Origin of the sequence: Lonepinella sp. BR2357 (genome assembly GCF_051851525.1) — a bacterium.
In the GTDB taxonomy this organism is placed as follows: Bacteria; Pseudomonadota; Gammaproteobacteria; order Enterobacterales; family Pasteurellaceae; genus Lonepinella.
In genome coordinates this window covers 15,389-33,379 of sequence record NZ_JBPDVG010000007.1, presented here as the reverse complement: position 1 = coordinate 33,379, position 17,991 = coordinate 15,389, and the positions used below count along the sequence as shown (strand labels likewise).

Here is a 17,991-nt window from a genome sequence, read left to right as displayed (position 1 = left end):
TAGTCTAAAAAGGATCAAAAAATGACAACCATAGTATGTGTACGCAAAGACGGTAAAGTCGCCATTGGTGGGGACGGGCAAGCCACCTTAGGGAATTGCGTCGAGAAAGGCACGGTGCGGAAAGTGCGCCGTTTATATAAAGACAAAGTGGTCACTGGCTTTGCGGGTTCTACTGCGGATGCCTTTATTTTGCGGGATTTATTTGAGAAAAAACTCGAACTCCACCAAGGGCATTTAGTCAAAAGTGCGGTGGAATTAGCCAAAGAATGGCGTACTGAACGATCACTTCGCCGTTTAGAGGCCATGATGATTGTGGCCAACGAAAACGAATTTTTATTAGTTTCAGGCAGTGGTGATGTGATTGAACCTGAATTTGATGTGTTGGCCATTGGATCGGGGGGTAACTATGCGAAATCGGCTGCCTTAGCCCTACTTCGCACAGAGAACCATTTAACCGCCGCCGAAATCGTCAAACAAGCGTTAAATATTGCGGGTGATATTGATATTTACACCAACCACAATCATGTAATCGAAGAAGTATAAGGAAGATAATTATGTCAATGACCCCTCGTGAAATCGTTTCAGAATTAGATGCGCATATTATCGGGCAAAGTGACGCCAAGCGTGCTGTTGCCATTGCCTTGCGTAACCGTTGGCGTCGCATGCAATTACCCGAAGCGCTGCGCCAAGAAGTGACCCCGAAAAATATTTTAATGATCGGCCCAACTGGGGTTGGGAAAACCGAAATCGCTCGCCGTTTAGCCAAACTCGCCAATGCGCCCTTTATTAAAGTCGAGGCCACCAAATTCACCGAAGTTGGCTATGTGGGTAAAGAAGTGGATTCCATTATCCGTGATCTCACCGATATGTCGATGAAATTAGTGCGTCAACAAGCGGTTGAAAAAAATCGAATGAAAGCCCAAGATGCGGCGGAAGATCGCATTTTAGATGTGTTATTGCCTCCCGCTAAAGATCAATGGGGCAATGCCGAAGAAAGCAATAATGACGCTACTCGCCAAATCTTCCGTAAAAAATTACGTGAGGGGCAATTAGATGATCGGGAAATCGAAATTGACGTGTCTCACCCTGTGAGTGTGGAAATCATGACCCCACCGGGTATGGAAGAAATGACCTCACAATTACAATCCTTATTTGAGGGCATGTCGCCAAGCAAAAGCAAAAAACGCAAAATGAAAATCAAAGATGCGTTGAAAGTGATGATCGACGAGGAGGCGGCAAAATTAGTCAATCCTGAAGATTTAAAACAGCAAGCGGTGGAAGCTGTGGAACAGCATGGTATCGTGTTTATTGATGAAATCGACAAAATCTGTAAAAAAGGCGAATACAGTGGCGGTGATGTCTCTCGTGAGGGGGTGCAACGTGACTTGTTGCCGATTATTGAGGGTTCAACGGTCAACACCAAACACGGCATGGTAAAAACCGACCATATTTTATTTATCTGTTCCGGCGCATTCCAAGTAGCCCGCCCATCAGATTTATTACCCGAATTACAAGGTCGTTTACCGATTCGGGTAGAATTAAAATCCCTCACCAAAGAAGATTTTGAGCGTATTTTAACGGAACCCAACGCCTCATTAACACTACAATACCGTGAGCTGATGAAAACCGAAGGGGTAGAGATTGAATTTACCCAAGATGGTATCAGTAAAATTGCTGAATCCGCTTTCCGTGTCAATGAAAAAACCGAAAATATCGGCGCAAGACGCTTGCATACCGTGTTAGAACGCTTAATGGACGGCATTTCCTTTGATGCTAGCGAACGTTCTGGTGAAAAAATCGTGATTGATGAACATTATGTGTCTACCGCATTAAATGATGTAGTGGATAATGAAGATTTGAGCCGGTTTATTTTGTAGTTTGCAAGTTCAACGAAAAAGTGCGGTGTTTTTCACCGCACTTTTTTGCCACCAAATTATCTCTTTATAATTTATTTATTAATATAAAAAAATAGATCTAGATCATAATATGGAATGAAATTGTTAAATATTTTTAGTGATAATTGAATAGTTGTTTTTTTTTTGTACAATCTTGATTGTCTATTATTTAGCTCAATCAATGAGGTTTCTATGAAAAAGATCGTTCAAACAACAGCTCTTTCCTTACTTATTTCTCTTGTTGCCGTCTCTTGTAGTAGTGGTGGCGGTGATGGTAATAATGGAAATAACAACACCACACAAACACCCCAACAAAATCAAGAAAACGAAAAATTAAAAACTCAATTAGCACAAGCTCAACAGGCAACAGAACAAGCAAAAATAGCCCAAGAAAATGCCGAAAAATTAGCTCAGCAAGCCAATATTGCAGAGCAGAAAGCAAAAGAAACGGAAAAAAAAGCAAGAGAAGCGGAAACCTTAGCTTTACAAAAAGAAGCAGAAGCACGAGCTTTAGCCCTTGCTAACGCAAACAATGCTGAACAAGCTCAAAAAGAAGCTGAACATGCACGCCAACAAGCTGAGCTTGCCAATGAAGCTAAAAATCAAGCTCTCGCTCAATTACAACAAGTTCAAGATCAACTTAATCAAGCCAAACAAGCTCAATCTCTTGCAGAACAAGCCTCTCAACAAGCACTAGACGCTAAAGCTAAGGCTGAACAATTAGCTCACCAATCTCAACAAGCTCAAGCTGAAGCAGAAAAACTTGCTCAACAAGCCCATCTTGCTGAACAAAAAGCAAAACAAGCAGAGCAAGAAGCAAAAGAGGCGGAGCAACTAGCTCAACAAAAAGCAAAAGAGGCAGAAAAATTAGCTGAAACCAATGCAACAGCAAAAGTTCAAGCAGAAAAAGAAGCTCAAACAGCAAGAGAACAAGCTGAGCAAGCAAAATTAGCTTTGGAAAAAGCCAACCAAGCTAAAAACGAAGCCTTGGCTCAATCAGGACAATCCAATCTTGCTAAAGAGGAGGCTGAAAAAGCCGTTCAACAAGCAAAATTAGCTGAACAAAAAGCCAAAGAAGCAGAACAATTGGCTCAACAAAAAGCTCAAGAAGCTCAAAAATTAGCGGATATAAATGCCGCAGCTAAAGCCCAGGCAGAGAAAGAAGCACAAACTGCACGAGAACAAGCGGAGCAAGCTAAGGCAGCCCAAGTAGAAGCAGAGAAATTAGCTCAACAAGCGAAACTGGCTGAACAAAAAGGCAAAGAAGCAGAGCAATTGGCTAAACAACAAGCTCAAGAGGCTCAAAAACAAGCACAATCCAGTGCTTTAGCCAAAGAGCAAGCAGAGAAAAATGCACAAATTGCAACAGCACAAGCAGAACAAGCGAAAGCTGATTTGGAAAAAGCGAAACAAGCGTTAAATTCAGCTAATGCTGAAAAAGCCAAAATTCAAACTGAATTAACTTCGGCTCAACAAAAGATGAGTCAATTAACACAAGAAAAAACACAATTGCAAACGCAGTTAAATAAAGCATTAAGTGATATTAATGCCAAAGATAGTGAAATTGCTACATTGCGTAAAAAACTTGCGGAGAAAGAACAAGCCTTGGCAACCGCACAAGCTGAATTAGCCAAAGCAAACCAAGCTAAACTTGCTGCTGAAGAAAAAGCTAACGCCTTAGAAAAAGCTGAACAAGAACGCTTAGCCGCAGAACAAAAAGCAAGAGAGCAAGCAGAGCAAGCTCAACGAGAAGCAGAAGAAGCTCAACGTCAAAAAGAACTGGCGGAACATCAGGCAGAGTTAGAAAAAAATTATCCGTCTGATCCGAAAGCATGGCGTTATTTTAGTAAAACAGAAGATCTTGCTCATCCGAATGTAGTAGTGAGTGGATTGCCTGTGAAACCAAAAGAATATAAAGATTCATATGGGAATTGGGATTCTTATAAAGCCTCTGGTTCCGCTATTTCATTTAACGATAATGATAAAATTTATATTGATGAAGATACAACGAAACTAACAGCTTTAGGGTATAAAGCTAAAGAAATGGGAAAATATGTTGTAAAACCTGCTTATTACAATGTAAATGATAAGGATCAACAATATTCTAGTTATGCTGTTTTCACATCTTCTTTTGGTCAAACTAATTTATTGTCTAGAGATGAATCACATATTATTTATAAATCACATGGTGTATATATAGCTCAGCCAACAAAAGCTAATGCAGATATTGTTAATTCTCATATTACTGCAACATATAAAGGCAATGCTATTGGGACAATACCAGAATATGTTTATGATGATACATCCCCTCTAAAAGGATATGTTAGAAGAAGTAATTATATTGCAAATTTTAGTCTTATCGCTGATTTTGATAAAAATAAAGTATTAGGTTATGTGATTAATGCTAAATCTATTGATACACAAAAAGAATTAGAACATGCCAATATCTATCTGACACTAAATGGTGATATAAAAGTAGATAAAAATAACAATTTAATTATGAGTGGAAATGTAGATGATAAAAGTAGTTATAAGTCTTATAATAAAACTAATTATGGTAATAATTCTTATGTAAGTTATAGAATTAAACCAAATGATGAGGTGGGACAATATACTAAATTTGAAGGGGTATTTAGTGGACCTAATGCAGAGGAAGTTGTTGGACGAATGGAAGAACCTGGAATATCCCATACAGGAGGCGTCGGTGAAGCTGCTATGTCTTTCGGTGGTAAAAGAATAGAGAATAAGGAAACTACCAATAAATAATCATACTAAAACCCACATAAGATTTATAGTCTTTTGTGGGTTTTCTTTTTCGCCGTTTACAATGAGATAACTCAATGAAAAATAGACTATTACCCTGTACTCTTTTATATATAATTAGCCCTTTACTCTGGGCAGAAAGTGAGCCTAAAGATCTCAATATTCAAGTAGCCACACCAAAACTGGCACAAACCCGATTAGCACAATCCCTTTCGCCAGTTGAAACAGAGGAGAAAATCCAAGCAGTAAGCGAAGCAGATTTATTGGCAAATCCTGAATTGGCTCGCCGTTTGCTCAATCAAGTGATTTCCAATAATCAACTGGAGCTGGTCCCCGAATTGCTAATAATATATCGCAAAACACCTGAACCTGATCAAATATTGATTGATTATGCCTATGCGGTAATTTTGCAATCAGAGCGAAAATTTTCTTTATCGATCAGCCTATTACGAAATATTATAGCTAAAAATCCCAATTATTTGCCGGTACGTTTTCGGTTGGCTCAAGTGTTGTTTGAAGATAGACAAGATGAAGCGGCTGCGGATCAGTTTCGCAAGATTCAGGGGGAAAATCCGCCTGATTATATTACTAAAATGATCGAGCAATATTTATCTGCTATTCAACAACGAGGTGGTTGGCGAGTAAATTTTGGAGCGAATTATTTGCGTGAAAGCAATGTCAATAGTGCTTCTTCTTCGCCTGTCATTCGGGTTGGCAATGTAGTGTTTAGCAAAGATCCTGACTCCTTGCCACAAAAAGCTCATGGGGTGAGTTATCATCTCAATCTTGAGAAAACGTGGAATATTGCAGGATCACATTATGTCTTGTTGGAAAATGATTTTTACGACAAAAATTATTGGGATAATCATCCTTATGATGATATTAATAACCGTTCCGCCCTTGGCTATCAATATCAAAATGCACAAAGCCGTTTTTCTCTCACTCCTTTTTATGAAAGACGCTGGGTTGGTGGACATCGTTATAATAAAGGCTATGGCTTACGCCTAGAGTTTGACCATTGGATCAATGCAAAATGGCAAATTTCCTTAGCTAGTGAATGGGAAAAATTACGCTATCGCCCAGATAATATTCGATTAAATGGTAATACTTGGCTAGAATCGGCAACCTTGGTTTATTTGCTCAATGCGAAAACTTATTTTTATGTGGGTGTGGATTATTTACGAGAAAATACCCTAGATCGTAGCCTAAGTTCAAACCGCTATACAGGGCGATTAGGTTGGGGGCAAGAATGGTGGGCAGGTATTTCTAGCCGTTTGCAAGTGAGTTACGGCAAGCGAGATTTTTTAGATAAAAATGGGATATTTCAACAACAACGGCAAGATAAAGAGTTGAATATTAATGCAACCTTATGGCATAGAAATCTACATTTTTGGGGGATTACCCCAAAAATCAGCTATCACCATCAACGTATTAATTCCAATTTAACTGATTTATATCAAAGCCGAAAAAATAGATTCTATCTGTTGTTTGAAAAAACATTTTAGATATTTATTTCTCACGAAAAAGTGCAGTGTTTTTCACCGCACTTTTTTTGCTTTTGCCTTTCACTTTATTTCCCACATTTTCTATATGCTTATTTTGTATAAACATTTTATTTACAATAGGCTTTTGCTATACTAAAAAGCCTATAAAAACAAAAGGAACATCATGATGAATAAAACGCTCGGCAGTACCTTACTGGTTTCTGGCACCATGATTGGTGCAGGCATGTTGGCCATGCCATTAACTTCCGCGGGTATCGGTTTTACCTTTACCTTTGTATTATTAGGGATATTATGGTTTCTACTCACATATAGTGCGTTATTGTTTGTCGAAATTTACCAAACCGCCGAACCCGACGCCGGTATTGGAACCTTGTCCGCTCAGTATTTTGGTAAAGCGGGACGAGTTATTTCTACGGCGATTTTAATGATTTTCCTCTATGCGTTATTAGCCGCTTATGTCACTGGCGGGGGGAATATTTTAGCTTCTCTTCTTACACAAATCAGTGATAGCGAAACCACGTCGAAAATATCCATTGTGCTATTTACTCTCATTTTTGGAGCGTTTGTTGTTATTGGCACCCGAAGTGTTGATGTAATTAACCGCTTACTTTTTTATATTATGGTCGCTGCATTAGTGTTTGTACTCGTGTTAATGTCGCCGAAAATAAGCGTCGATAACTTAATGGCCATGCCCATTGATAATGCCTTATTAATTTCTGCTAGCCCCGTATTTTTCACGGCTTTTGGTTTTCACGGCTCTATTCCTAGCTTAAATGCCTATTTAGGTGGAAATGTTAAATCCTTGCGAATCGCTATTTTAACCGGTTCTTTTATCACGCTGGTGATTTATATTTTATGGCAACTTTCCACCCATGGGGTGTTAAGTCAGTCTTTATTCTTAGATATTTTGCAAAAAGACCCCACCTTAAATGGCTTGGTCACCGCCACAAAAGAAATAACCGGCAGTCAGGCCATAAGTAACACGGTTAAAATCTTTTCTGCATTGGCATTAATTACGTCTTTCCTTGGGGTCTCTTTAGGGTTGTTTGACTGTATTCACGATTTACTCAAACGCACTTTACATCGTTCAGCAGGGCGTGTTATGTTGGGTCTACTCACATTTTTACCCCCGATGTTATTTGCGTTATTTTATCCACAAGGCTTTATTTTAGCCTTAAGCTATGCCGGTCAAATGTTCGCCTTTTACGCGGTTGTTCTACCTGCCATATTAACGTGGAAAGCTCGCCAAAAATACCCGAATTTACCCTATCGTGTGTTTGGCGGAAATATACTGTTAATTATTGTTTCCCTGTTGGGCGTGATCATTACCTCTATACCGTTCCTTATTCAAGCGGGATTATTGCCAAAAGTCGTTGGGTGAAAGTAGTGGTTTAAACGTCGTGGAATAAAATTGTGCGGTGAAAAATATTTATTTTTTCACCGCACTTTATTGTATTTGAATGCTAATCTATTATAGGAAACTGCGATTCCAACACCAACGCAATCCCATCTTCATTATTATTCGCTGTCACTTGCTTGGCGACCTGTTTGATTTCATCCGGTGAATTGCCCATGGCCACACTTAATCCTGCATATTGCAACATATCCAAATCATTAAAATTGTCGCCAAAAGCAATGATTTGCTCGGCTGTAACGTTAAGTTGGTTTTCCATAAATTGAATCGCTTTGGCTTTGGTGGCGGCTTTGTTCATCATTTCAAGGTATTCCGGTTTGGAACAATGAATACTTAAGTGCGGGAAATTTTGCTTAAGTTTTTGTTCTAATCGTTGAATCTTTTCGGCGTCGCCCATTACCAAAATTTTATGTACCTCAGTTAAATCTTTTGGTGCCAATTCTGCTTGTAAACCCGTAATTTGGCTTTCTTGCAGTGTCCAAGGGTTGCTTAAATCGTTGCTAAACCAGTTTAGCCAAGCATAATGATTAATGGATAAATCGGTATAATCCGCTAAAATTTGATTAAGTAATCTCAGATCATTTTGCTCAATAAGTACGCTATAAAGTGCGGTTAAATTTTTATCTAAAATTAATGCGCCGCTATAACAAATCATGGCTTGCTCGGTTTGTAATTGATGAATGTAAGGCGTGATGGCATAGGGTGGGCGTGCGGAAACTGGAATAAAAGGAATACCTTGCTTTATTACGGCTTTAATTGCCTGTTCTGTTCTTGGGGTGATTTGATGTTGGTCATTTAATAAAGTACCATCAATGTCACTGAAAACGGCGTGGTATAACATGGCGACTCCTTTGTTATTAATGCTATTTTAATTTACCATTTTTTGAAAAAAAGAAAACCGCCCTAAGGCGGTTTTTCATATCATCTTAACAATTAACGACCATTTTTCGTTAATTTTTCCGTTAATTCGTAAGCACGTAATTTGGCAAGTTCTTGCGATAACTTAGCGACCATTAATTCATGGTTGGCATCTCCAGATTTTGCCACAATATTTTCTTCTGCTTTGCGTTTCGCATTCAAGATACGATCTTGGTCTAACTCATCACCACGAATAGCGACATCCGCTAACACAGTAACGATATTAGGTTGGACTTCTAAAAATCCCCCAGACACATAGATAACATCTTCGCTATCATTTTCTAGGGTGAATTTTACAATCCCGGGTTTAATCGCTGTCATTAAAGGAGTGTGATTGGCTAAAATCCCTAATTCCCCCTCAATCCCACTTGCTTGAACGCTTTTTACCGCACCTTCGAAGATTTTTTTCTCCGCACTCACGATAATTAAGTTAAATGTTGCCATTTTGATCTCCTTCAATCTGGTAATCAGTTGAAGTGATTACATATTTTTCGCTTTTTCAACAACTTCATCGATTGAACCCACCATATAGAACGCTTGTTCTGGAATATGGTCGTATTCACCGTCAAGAATACCTTTGAAGCCACGAATGGTATCTTTTAATGACACATATTTACCAGGTGAACCGGTAAATACTTCCGCTACGAAGAAAGGTTGTGATAAGAAACGTTCGATTTTACGTGCACGTGCTACCACTAATTTATCATCTTCGGAAAGTTCGTCCATACCCAAAATGGCAATGATGTCTTTCAATTCTTTGTAACGTTGTAAGATACCTTGCACGCCACGAGCCACGTTGTAGTGTTCTTCACCGACCACTAATGGATCTAATTGGCGAGAAGTAGAATCTAATGGGTCAACCGCAGGGTAAATACCTAAAGAGGCAATATTACGGCTTAATACCACGGTAGAGTCTAAGTGAGCGAACGTAGTTGCTGGCGATGGGTCAGTTAAGTCATCGGCTGGTACATACACCGCTTGCACAGAGGTGATAGACCCTGTTTTGGTAGAAGTAATACGTTCTTGCAACACACCCATTTCTTCCGCCAAGGTTGGTTGGTAACCTACCGCTGATGGCATACGGCCTAACAACGCTGATACTTCTGTCCCTGCAAGGGTATAACGATAGATGTTATCCACGAAGAATAACACATCACGTCCTTCATCACGGAATTTTTCCGCCATGGTTAAACCGGTTAATGCCACACGCAGACGGTTGCCTGGTGGCTCATTCATTTGTCCGTAAACCAAGGATACTTTATCCAATACGTTAGATTCGGTCATTTCGTGGTAGAAGTCGTTACCCTCACGAGTCCGTTCACCCACACCGGCGAATACAGAGTAACCTGAGTGTTCAATCGCAATATTACGGATTAATTCCATCATATTCACGGTTTTACCTACACCCGCACCACCGAATAAACCCACTTTACCACCCTTAGCGAATGGACAAATTAAGTCGATAACCTTGATCCCTGTTTCTAACAATTCTGTACTGTTAGATTGGTCTTCGTAACTTGGTGCCGCACGGTGGATGGCCCAGTTTTCTTCCGCACCAATGTCACCTTTTTCATCAATCGGCTCACCCAGCACGTTCATAATACGTCCTAAGGTTTTCACGCCCACTGGCACAGAAATTGGGTGACCTGTGTTTTCTACTTTTAAACCACGTTTTAAACCATCAGATGAACCGAGAGCGATACAACGTACCACGCCGCCACCTAATTGTTGTTGTACTTCAAGGGTTAAACCTGATTCCACTTTTAAGGCATCATAAACCTTTGGTACGCCGTCTTGTGGGAATTCAACGTCAATTACCGCACCGATAATTTGTACAATTTTTCCTGCTGACATTACCTGTTCTCCATTAAATCGCTGCTGCACCAGCAACAATTTCATTTAATTCATTTGTGATACTTGCTTGGCGAGCTTTGTTATACACCAACTGCAAGTCATTGATTAAATTCCCTGCATTGTCTGTTGCTGCTTTCATTGCTACCATTCGAGCCGCTTGTTCTGAAGCTAAATTATCAACCACTGCTTGATATACTTGAGATTCTAAATAACGCACCAATAAGCTATCTAATAGCACTTTTGGATCGGGTTCGTAAATATAATCCCAAACATTTTGTCTTTCGCCTAATTTATCAGTTTCTAATTCTGGTAATGGCACAAGCTGTTGGTAAACTGGTTTTTGCGACATGGTATTAACAAACTTATTGTAGGCAATATAAATAGCATCAAGTTCGCCATTACGGTAAGCATCAATCATACCGTTTACCACCCCCAATAAATCTTCTAATACAGGGTTATCGCCCAAACCAGAATGTTGTCCTCGCACTTTCAACCCAAGAGAACGGAAAAAGCCAATCCCTTTTGAGCCGATTAAACCAAGCTCAACGGTCACGCCTTTTTCTTTCCATTGTTTGATTTCGTTAAGTGCGGTCTTAAATAAATTAATATTTAAGCCACCGCACATACCACGATCAGTTGAAATCACAAGGATACCGACTTTCTTAATGTCACGCTGACTTAAGAAAGGGTGTTTATAACCAACGGTTGCTTTAGACACGTGACTGATAACATTTCTAATGGTTTCAGAATAAGGGCGAGATGCTGCCATCCGATCTTGCGTTTTACGCATTTTCGATGTGGCGACCATTTCCATTGCCTTGGTAATTTTTTGTGTACTTTGTACACTGGCAATTTTGGTTTTTATCTCTTTTCCACCAGCCATGTTAATTCTCCGTTTCCGTCTTTAAGCTATTACCACGCATTATTTGCTTTGAAACTATCTAAAATGCCTTTTAACTGGTCTTTAATTTCATCATTATAGTTGCCTGATTTATTCAACTCTTGCATAAAGTCGGCATATTGACGATGAGCATAATCTAAAAGTGCGGTTTCAAAACTGGCAATTTTATTGAGTTCCACATCTTCTAAATAACCAAATTCAACGGCAAATAACACTAATGCTTGTTCCGCTACGCTTAACGGTGCATATTGTTTTTGTTTCAATAATTCAGTGACTTTTTCACCGTGGGATAATTGTTTACGAGTAGCATCATCTAAATCTGATGCAAACTGTGCAAACGCCGCTAATTCACGGTATTGTGCTAGTGCGGTACGAATACCCCCAGCCAATTTTTTCACCACTTTGGTTTGTGCTGCACCACCCACACGAGAAACCGAAATACCTGGGTTGACCGCAGGGCGAATACCTGAGTTAAACAAGTTAGATTCTAAGAAAATCTGACCATCGGTAATGGAAATCACGTTAGTTGGTACGAACGCTGACACGTCCCCTGCTTGGGTTTCAATGATAGGAAGTGCGGTTAAAGAACCGGTTTTTCCTTTTACTTCGCCTTTAGTGAAACGTTCTACATAATCGGCATTAACACGAGATGCACGCTCTAATAAACGGCTGTGCAAATAGAACACATCACCCGGATAGGCTTCACGACCCGGTGGACGACGAAGTAATAACGAAATTTGACGATAGGCGACCGCTTGTTTGGATAAATCATCATAGATGATTAACGCATCTTCACCGCGATCACGGAAATATTCCCCCATGGCACAACCCGCATAAGGGGCTAAATATTGTAACGCCGCAGATTCTGAAGCGGATGCAACCACCACGATAGTGTTAGCTAACGCACCATGTTCTTCTAATTTACGCACTACGTTAGCAATGGTTGATGCTTTTTGACCAATGGCCACATAGATACATTTAATACCAGAATCACGTTGGTTAATGATCGCATCAATGGCTAAGGCGGTTTTACCTGTTTGACGGTCGCCGATAATCAACTCACGTTGACCACGACCGATTGGTACCATGGAGTCCACCGCTTTATAACCGGTTTGAACAGGTTGATCCACGGATTGGCGGTCGATAACACCCGGTGCAATCACTTCTACTGGTGAGAAACCGTCATTTTCGATTTCACCTTTACCATCAATCGGTTCACCTAAGGTGTTGACCACACGGCCTAATAAACCACGACCTACGGGTACTTCAAGGATACGGCCAGTACATTGCACTTCCACGCCTTCGGCTAAATCCGCATAAGGCCCCATCACCACCGCACCAACGGAATCACGTTCCAAGTTTAATGCCATCGCAAAACGGTTATCAGGTAAGGCAATCATCTCACCTTGCATTACATCACTTAAACCGTGAATACGGATAATCCCATCACTCACGGAAACGATTGTCCCAGTGTTGCGAGCCTCGCTAACCACATCAAATTGGGCAATACGTTTTTTAATCAATTCACTAATTTCTGTTGAATTTAGTTGCATTTTGAATTCCTCTTATCATTGCAATTCGTTAGCTAAACGATCTAGCTGACCACGACTTGAACCGTCAATCACAAAATCGTCAGTACGAATGATAACCCCTGCAATCAGTGAGCTATCCACACTGCAATTTAATTTCACTTTACGAGCCAGTCTTTTTTCCATTGCGGCGACAATTTTTTGTTGTTGCGTTGCACTTAATGGTTGAGCCGAAATGGCTTGAACTTCCGTGGTTGCATTATGTTCTTCCACATAATGTTGAAATTCATCAAATACGGCTGGAAGTGCCGTTAATCGCTTATTTTCAGCCATTAACCGAATCAGATTTTGCCCATATTGATCAAGTTGTTCGCCACAAATTGAAATCACCGTATCAGCCACTTTTTTGGCAGAAAAAGAACTGCTTAAAAAAGATTGCACCTGTTCATTTTCAGCCACCTGTGCCGCAAAACCGAGCATTTCTGCCCATTTTTGCACCGCACTTTTATCGGTCGCTGACTGTTCAACGGCAAAATCAAATGCTGCTTTGGCATAAGGGCGAGCTATCGTAGTTAATTCTGACATAAGCTCAACCTTCCTATAATTCTGCAACTAACTTATCAATAATGTCACTGTTGGCCGCTTCATCAATGGTACGACCCACAATTTTCTCTGCACCTGCAATCGCAAGTGAAGCCACTTTCACACGTAATTCTTCTTGCACACGTTTACGTTCAGATTCAACTTCTGCATAACCTTGTTCAATAATTTTGGCTTTCAAAGTTTCCGCTTCTGCTTTCACTTCTTCTAGCACTTCATTACGGCGTTTATTGGCTAAATCGATAATTTCTTGTGCTTGTAATTTTGCTTTAGAAATTTCTTCTTCCGCTAATACTTTCGTATCGGCTTGCTCTTTTTTAGCCGCTTCGGCAGACGCTAACGCATTAGCAATATTCGCCTGACGATCTTCAATCGCTTTAATGAGCGGTGGCCAAACATATTTCATGCAGAACATCACAAAAAGTGCGAACGCAATAAGTTGACCAATTAATGTTGCATTTAAATTCACAACGCCCTCCTACAAAAAAGTCGGTTACGTTATTTCGTCAAAATCCGAAATAACCCTAAATTTCAAGCCCGACTTATTTTAATAAATCAATGAACGGGTTTGCGAAGATGAAAAGTAATGAAATACCCACAGCAATCATTGCGATCGCATCTAAAAGACCGGCAACGATAAACATTTTCGTTTGTAAGCTGCTGGCTAATTCAGGCTGACGAGCAGAAGATTCTAAGAATTTACCGCCTAAAATCGCAAAGCCAATAGCTGTACCTAGTGCAGCAAAGGCTAATAAGATTGATGCACCAATGATTGTTGCTGTAATTACAGATTCCATAATGTTCTCCATTAAAAGATTGATAAATAAGCCCGAGGGCTAGGTTAAGTTAAAAAGAAATTTCCGTTTAATGATCCGCTTTATTATAAGCAATACTCAAATAAACAATCGTTAACATCATAAAGATGAATGCTTGTAAAGTAATCACCAATATATGAAAAATCGCCCACACTAAATGTAATGGGATGCCTAATGCTTGTAAGGCAAAATTATCTGCCATATACATCACGGCAATCAAAATAAAGATCAATTCACCGGCATACATGTTACCAAACAAACGGAAAGCTAAAGAAATCGGTTTAGCTAATAAGGTAACGGTTTCAAGAATAAAGTTAACCGGAATAAATGCCCAATGATTGAAAGGGTGGAGTGTATATTCCTTGACTAACCCATTGAAACCTTTTGATTTCACAGTATAAAATAGGATTAAACAGAATACACAAATTGACATCCCCAAAGTGGCACTAATATCTGCAGTGGGTACAGCACGTAAATGATGAACACCGACTAAATTAGCAAACTGCGGTAGAAAATCCACTGGAATTAAGTCAATGGCATTCATGATGAATACCCAACAGAAAATGGTTAAGGCGAGTGGGGCAATGGCATTACGTGGGCCATGAAAATTATCTTTGACTAAACCGTCCACCCACTCAATCACAATTTCCACAAAACATTGTAGTTTACCCGGCACGCCTGTGGTAGCTTTTTTCGCAACTTTTGAAAAAACAAACAGGAAAATCGCACCCGAAATAAGTGAGAAAAGCAGCGTATCTAAATGCACCGCCCAAAAACCGTCCCCAGATGAAAGGAAACTTAAATGGTGACTAATATAATCAGCAGTAGTTAAATTTGACATATCAATAAAACCTTTCTGTAAATGATCAATGACGTTGTTTAAATATATTCAAAACCAAAGGCAGCAGACTATTTAAGAGAATAGCCACAAAAAAGCCGACAAAAAAAGTAAACTGATTATTGGTTATTAAATACTTGATTGATATAACGATTAAAAGCATAACAAACAAGAATTTTATGGCTTCAAGGCTATAAAATAAGGTTGTTTTTATGGGTTTGTTGTTGTTTTTGGCATAAGATAACGCCAAAAACATCACCACAAAACTGGGTATCAAAACAACCAAATAGCCGAAACTAAATGCGTAAGCCATCGGTTTATCAAAATAACATAACAGCAAAAAAGCAATAATAAGCACGGTTAATTCTGCAATATATACTTTTTTATACAAATTTTGAGCTTGTTGTAACACAGCCGACATTATTTACGCCCAGTAAAGTCTAAAAAATATTCAAACAGACAAACGCCTGAAAGCTCCTGAATTATCACCTATAAAGGCTTTTATTGCAATCAATTACGCAGTAAAAATCGGACAAGATCAAAATTTTGTTAGATTGATCACAGTTTTTTATCCAGATTGTGTTTTTTTAAAACAAAATCCCATCTCGCTATTTAAGCAAAATGGGATTAGAGTCAGTTAAATAATAAGCTAATTAAAATTCATAACGTAATCCAACGTTGAAATTTCGACCTGATGCGGTATAACGATCAGCATTAGTGGCATCAATCCCAATCGGTGGGCTACCTGCTGTACTGCCGTCTTTCAACAAGGCAAGATAAGAAATATCGTTCCAGTTCCAATATTTTTTATCAAACAAGTTGTTTACATTTGCCGTTAAGGTTAAGTCTTTTACAGGTTTCCAATAAACACCCAAATCAAATACGGAATAACCACCTGTTGGATTATACATCGCATTCACAATGTCCTTATCTGATTTAGCACGGTTATATGTCCAAGTTAAATCTGCCCCAAATTGTTCACTATCATAACCTAAACCTAATTTTGTTTTCATTGGTTGAATACTGTTAATCGGGGTTTTTACACCATTATTAGTGGCTTTACCACGAGCATAGGCTACCCCTGCTGTGCTATAAAAATCACCGTAGAAATGCCATTTCGCTTCCGCTGTTAAACCATAAATTTTCGCTTTATCTAAATTTTGATATTGCATAAATTGGGTATAACCTGATAATTGAGTTGTTAAATCTTGCCAATCAATAAAGTTTTTATAGCGATTGTAATAACCTGAAACACGGTATGTTAAACTTTCCGTATTACCTTTAAAACCCAGTTCAAAATTGTCCGCTGTTTCAGATTTCAAGTTTGGATTTCCTACCACTGCCACTTCATAGGTTCGTACACCGACATTAGGAATATAATAACTTCCTGTTTCACCAAAAGAAGAGGTTAATTGTTGAGTAGATGGCGTTTTTACCCCTCGAGAATATTGGAAAAATGGGGTAAATTCAGGTGCAACCAACCATTCAATTCCCAATTTAGGGGTAAATTTAGTTTCATGTTGTTTTGTAACAGCAACATCTCTTGATCCTGCTTGCACATAATCACCAGCCATTGATGGGTTCACTCGATAATGAACCACACCAACATGTGGCGTAATCAACACATTTCCTAAACTAATTTGATCTTCCAAATAAGCGATAAATTTATCCTGTTTTGCGTCTGCACTTGGTTTTTCATTGGCTACACCACCATAAGCAGGACGATCTAAGTATAAGTAATTGCTTATATCATAATGCGTATAACTCACACCATAACGTAATAATTGTGGTACAGAAGAATTAATTACACTGGTTAAATCCGAACTCAATCCCCATGTTTTGACTTTATTTTCCGATGTTTCATGACGATAATTGGTGGCAGACTGACGTAAACGCTCATTCTCCGTACGTGCATTTTGGAAATAAACGTGCGTATCTGCACTTTGAATAAATCCGTCTTGGCTGTTATAACGATGCCCTAAAGAAAAACGGTGACGTTTCACTTTATCGGTACTATCCCCTGATGTTTGAATACCTGTTCCACGGTCAATACTAGCCCCTGTTTTAGAGAGTAAATCTGTTTCGGTCTTTTTAGATTGGCTTTCAAAGGCAAATTTCAACTGGTTTTTATCATCTAGCTGATAATTGTGTTTAGTTAAAATATAAACATTGTGTGTTTTAGCTGGATCAGCTTCGGTTCTTGTTGTACCAATTCCCCCTACATCACCCTGATTTTCATTTTCATGACCTTTACGCAAAGTGGTCATTACCATACCTTGATAATGCCCAGCCGCTACTGCTCCGCCCAATGAGCCATAAATACCATTATTTCGGCTGTCATAACCTGTGGCGACAAACCCACCAGCATTTCTGCCTTTCAATAAATCAGTGGGTTCAAGGGTTGTAAAGTTCACACTACTGGAAAGACTACGTTCTGATCCCACATAACTTACTTCTGCACTTTTTAATGCGGTAGGTTCAATATAATCCCCACGGCCAAATTCCATACCATAGGAAATAAAATGTTTCGCTTCTTGTGCTTCAGGCAATTCAATACCGTCAATGGTATTTTCCACACGGTTATCTTGTAAACCACGCACATTAATACCATTATTACCTGAACGAGTACTTTGTAAATCCGTCACGCTCACATCAAGGGATTGAGCAAACACATCCTTAATATTTTGAGCTTGTTTGCGTTGAATTTGTTGTTGAGAAATTTTTCCTTGCGTGTTTGTTTCTACTTGTTCTGCGACGGTTATTTGATCTAACTGTGTGGTTTGTGCATAAACAATTGAACTGAGTCCAGTTGCCACTAAACTGGTCACAAAAAGAGCAAGTGGCTTTTTGTTAAAAAGATGTTGTGTTTTCATCATAATACTTCCATTTTGTTAATTTATAATAGAAATTATTTTTATTTAATTTAAGTCAAAAGTAAAGGGAAAAATGGAGTGAAAAG

The 17,991-nt window shown here is 39.2% G+C and carries 16 protein-coding genes; 5 read left to right on the top strand and 11 right to left on the bottom strand.

Annotated features, from left to right (window positions below):
• Positions 1-21 precede the first annotated feature (21 nt).
• The 5 genes from hslV to ACTG7L_RS05720 all read left to right on the top strand — a co-directional run bounded on the left by hslV (position 22) and on the right by ACTG7L_RS05720 (position 7,544).
• A complete protein-coding gene (hslV, locus tag ACTG7L_RS05740) occupies positions 22-543 on the top strand; it encodes an ATP-dependent protease subunit HslV (RefSeq protein WP_439257468.1) in 522 nt (173 codons plus the stop codon).
• Between the two features lie 8 nt (positions 544-551).
• Positions 552-1,877, top strand: a complete 1,326-nt coding sequence (gene hslU, locus ACTG7L_RS05735; RefSeq protein ID WP_439240644.1) for an HslU--HslV peptidase ATPase subunit — start codon at positions 552-554, stop codon at positions 1,875-1,877.
• A gap of 210 nt (positions 1,878-2,087) precedes the next feature.
• The gene (locus ACTG7L_RS05730; RefSeq protein WP_439327781.1) at positions 2,088-4,661 is read left to right on the top strand and encodes a hypothetical protein; all 2,574 of its coding nucleotides are present in this window, start codon (positions 2,088-2,090) and stop codon (positions 4,659-4,661) included.
• Between the two features lie 74 nt (positions 4,662-4,735).
• Complete coding sequence (locus tag ACTG7L_RS05725) at positions 4,736-6,163, top strand: surface lipoprotein assembly modifier (RefSeq protein WP_439327780.1); 1,428 nt, start codon at positions 4,736-4,738, stop codon at positions 6,161-6,163.
• Positions 6,164-6,329: 166 nt separating this feature from the next.
• Positions 6,330-7,544 carry an aromatic amino acid transporter gene (locus ACTG7L_RS05720; RefSeq protein ID WP_439327859.1) on the top strand — a complete coding sequence of 405 codons (1,215 nt, stop codon included), beginning with the start codon at positions 6,330-6,332 and terminating at the stop codon, positions 7,542-7,544.
• Between the two features lie 82 nt (positions 7,545-7,626).
• On the opposite strand, the gene ACTG7L_RS05715 is transcribed toward ACTG7L_RS05720, so the two are convergent.
• The 11 genes from ACTG7L_RS05715 to ACTG7L_RS05665 form a co-directional block, all read right to left on the bottom strand.
• Positions 7,627-8,418 carry a Cof-type HAD-IIB family hydrolase gene (locus ACTG7L_RS05715; protein WP_439327779.1) on the bottom strand — a complete coding sequence of 264 codons (792 nt, stop codon included), beginning with the start codon at positions 8,416-8,418 and terminating at the stop codon, positions 7,627-7,629.
• A gap of 92 nt (positions 8,419-8,510) precedes the next feature.
• Positions 8,511-8,939 (bottom strand): F0F1 ATP synthase subunit epsilon, encoded by a 429-nt coding sequence (locus ACTG7L_RS05710; protein ID WP_439240431.1) that lies wholly within the window; start codon positions 8,937-8,939, stop codon positions 8,511-8,513.
• Between the two features lie 36 nt (positions 8,940-8,975).
• On the bottom strand, positions 8,976-10,349 hold the full coding sequence (atpD, locus tag ACTG7L_RS05705) for a F0F1 ATP synthase subunit beta (protein WP_439240433.1): 1,374 nt from the start codon (positions 10,347-10,349) through the stop codon (positions 8,976-8,978).
• A gap of 13 nt (positions 10,350-10,362) precedes the next feature.
• Positions 10,363-11,232 carry a F0F1 ATP synthase subunit gamma gene (gene atpG / locus ACTG7L_RS05700; RefSeq protein ID WP_439240435.1) on the bottom strand — a complete coding sequence of 290 codons (870 nt, stop codon included), beginning with the start codon at positions 11,230-11,232 and terminating at the stop codon, positions 10,363-10,365.
• A gap of 29 nt (positions 11,233-11,261) precedes the next feature.
• Positions 11,262-12,803 carry a F0F1 ATP synthase subunit alpha gene (atpA, locus tag ACTG7L_RS05695; RefSeq protein ID WP_439240438.1) on the bottom strand — a complete coding sequence of 514 codons (1,542 nt, stop codon included), beginning with the start codon at positions 12,801-12,803 and terminating at the stop codon, positions 11,262-11,264.
• Positions 12,804-12,818: 15 nt separating this feature from the next.
• The gene (atpH, locus tag ACTG7L_RS05690; protein WP_439240440.1) at positions 12,819-13,364 is read right to left on the bottom strand and encodes a F0F1 ATP synthase subunit delta; all 546 of its coding nucleotides are present in this window, start codon (positions 13,362-13,364) and stop codon (positions 12,819-12,821) included.
• A gap of 13 nt (positions 13,365-13,377) precedes the next feature.
• Positions 13,378-13,848 carry a F0F1 ATP synthase subunit B gene (gene atpF / locus ACTG7L_RS05685; protein ID WP_439327778.1) on the bottom strand — a complete coding sequence of 157 codons (471 nt, stop codon included), beginning with the start codon at positions 13,846-13,848 and terminating at the stop codon, positions 13,378-13,380.
• 73 nt (positions 13,849-13,921) lie between these two features.
• Positions 13,922-14,176, bottom strand: a complete 255-nt coding sequence (atpE, locus tag ACTG7L_RS05680) for a F0F1 ATP synthase subunit C (RefSeq protein ID WP_005599073.1) — start codon at positions 14,174-14,176, stop codon at positions 13,922-13,924.
• A 67-nt stretch (positions 14,177-14,243) separates the two neighbouring features.
• Positions 14,244-15,035, bottom strand: coding sequence for a F0F1 ATP synthase subunit A (atpB, locus tag ACTG7L_RS05675; protein WP_439240444.1), 792 nt, complete (start codon positions 15,033-15,035; stop codon positions 14,244-14,246).
• A gap of 25 nt (positions 15,036-15,060) precedes the next feature.
• Positions 15,061-15,453, bottom strand: coding sequence for an ATP synthase subunit I (locus tag ACTG7L_RS05670; protein WP_439240446.1), 393 nt, complete (start codon positions 15,451-15,453; stop codon positions 15,061-15,063).
• A 232-nt stretch (positions 15,454-15,685) separates the two neighbouring features.
• On the bottom strand, positions 15,686-17,908 hold the full coding sequence (locus ACTG7L_RS05665; protein WP_439327777.1) for a TonB-dependent receptor domain-containing protein: 2,223 nt from the start codon (positions 17,906-17,908) through the stop codon (positions 15,686-15,688).
• Between the last annotated feature and the right edge of the window lie 83 nt (positions 17,909-17,991).

Bases quoted from the DNA above. Each gene is read 5' to 3' on its own strand.
- hslV (WP_439257468.1), top strand. From the start codon at position 22: ATGACAACCATAGTATGTGTACGCAAAGACGGTAAAGTCGCCATTGGT.
- ACTG7L_RS05730 (WP_439327781.1), top strand. From the start codon at position 2,088: ATGAAAAAGATCGTTCAAACAACAGCTCTTTCCTTACTTATTTCTCTT.
- ACTG7L_RS05725 (WP_439327780.1), top strand. From the start codon at position 4,736: ATGAAAAATAGACTATTACCCTGTACTCTTTTATATATAATTAGCCCT.
- ACTG7L_RS05720 (WP_439327859.1), top strand. From the start codon at position 6,330: ATGAATAAAACGCTCGGCAGTACCTTACTGGTTTCTGGCACCATGATT.
- ACTG7L_RS05715 (WP_439327779.1), bottom strand. From the start codon at position 8,418: ATGTTATACCACGCCGTTTTCAGTGACATTGATGGTACTTTATTAAAT.
- ACTG7L_RS05710 (WP_439240431.1), bottom strand. From the start codon at position 8,939: ATGGCAACATTTAACTTAATTATCGTGAGTGCGGAGAAAAAAATCTTC.
- atpD (WP_439240433.1), bottom strand. From the start codon at position 10,349: ATGTCAGCAGGAAAAATTGTACAAATTATCGGTGCGGTAATTGACGTT.
- atpG (WP_439240435.1), bottom strand. From the start codon at position 11,232: ATGGCTGGTGGAAAAGAGATAAAAACCAAAATTGCCAGTGTACAAAGT.
- atpA (WP_439240438.1), bottom strand. From the start codon at position 12,803: ATGCAACTAAATTCAACAGAAATTAGTGAATTGATTAAAAAACGTATT.
- atpH (WP_439240440.1), bottom strand. From the start codon at position 13,364: ATGTCAGAATTAACTACGATAGCTCGCCCTTATGCCAAAGCAGCATTT.
- atpE (WP_005599073.1), bottom strand. From the start codon at position 14,176: ATGGAATCTGTAATTACAGCAACAATCATTGGTGCATCAATCTTATTA.
- atpB (WP_439240444.1), bottom strand. From the start codon at position 15,035: ATGTCAAATTTAACTACTGCTGATTATATTAGTCACCATTTAAGTTTC.
- ACTG7L_RS05670 (WP_439240446.1), bottom strand. From the start codon at position 15,453: ATGTCGGCTGTGTTACAACAAGCTCAAAATTTGTATAAAAAAGTATAT.
- ACTG7L_RS05665 (WP_439327777.1), bottom strand. From the start codon at position 17,908: ATGATGAAAACACAACATCTTTTTAACAAAAAGCCACTTGCTCTTTTT.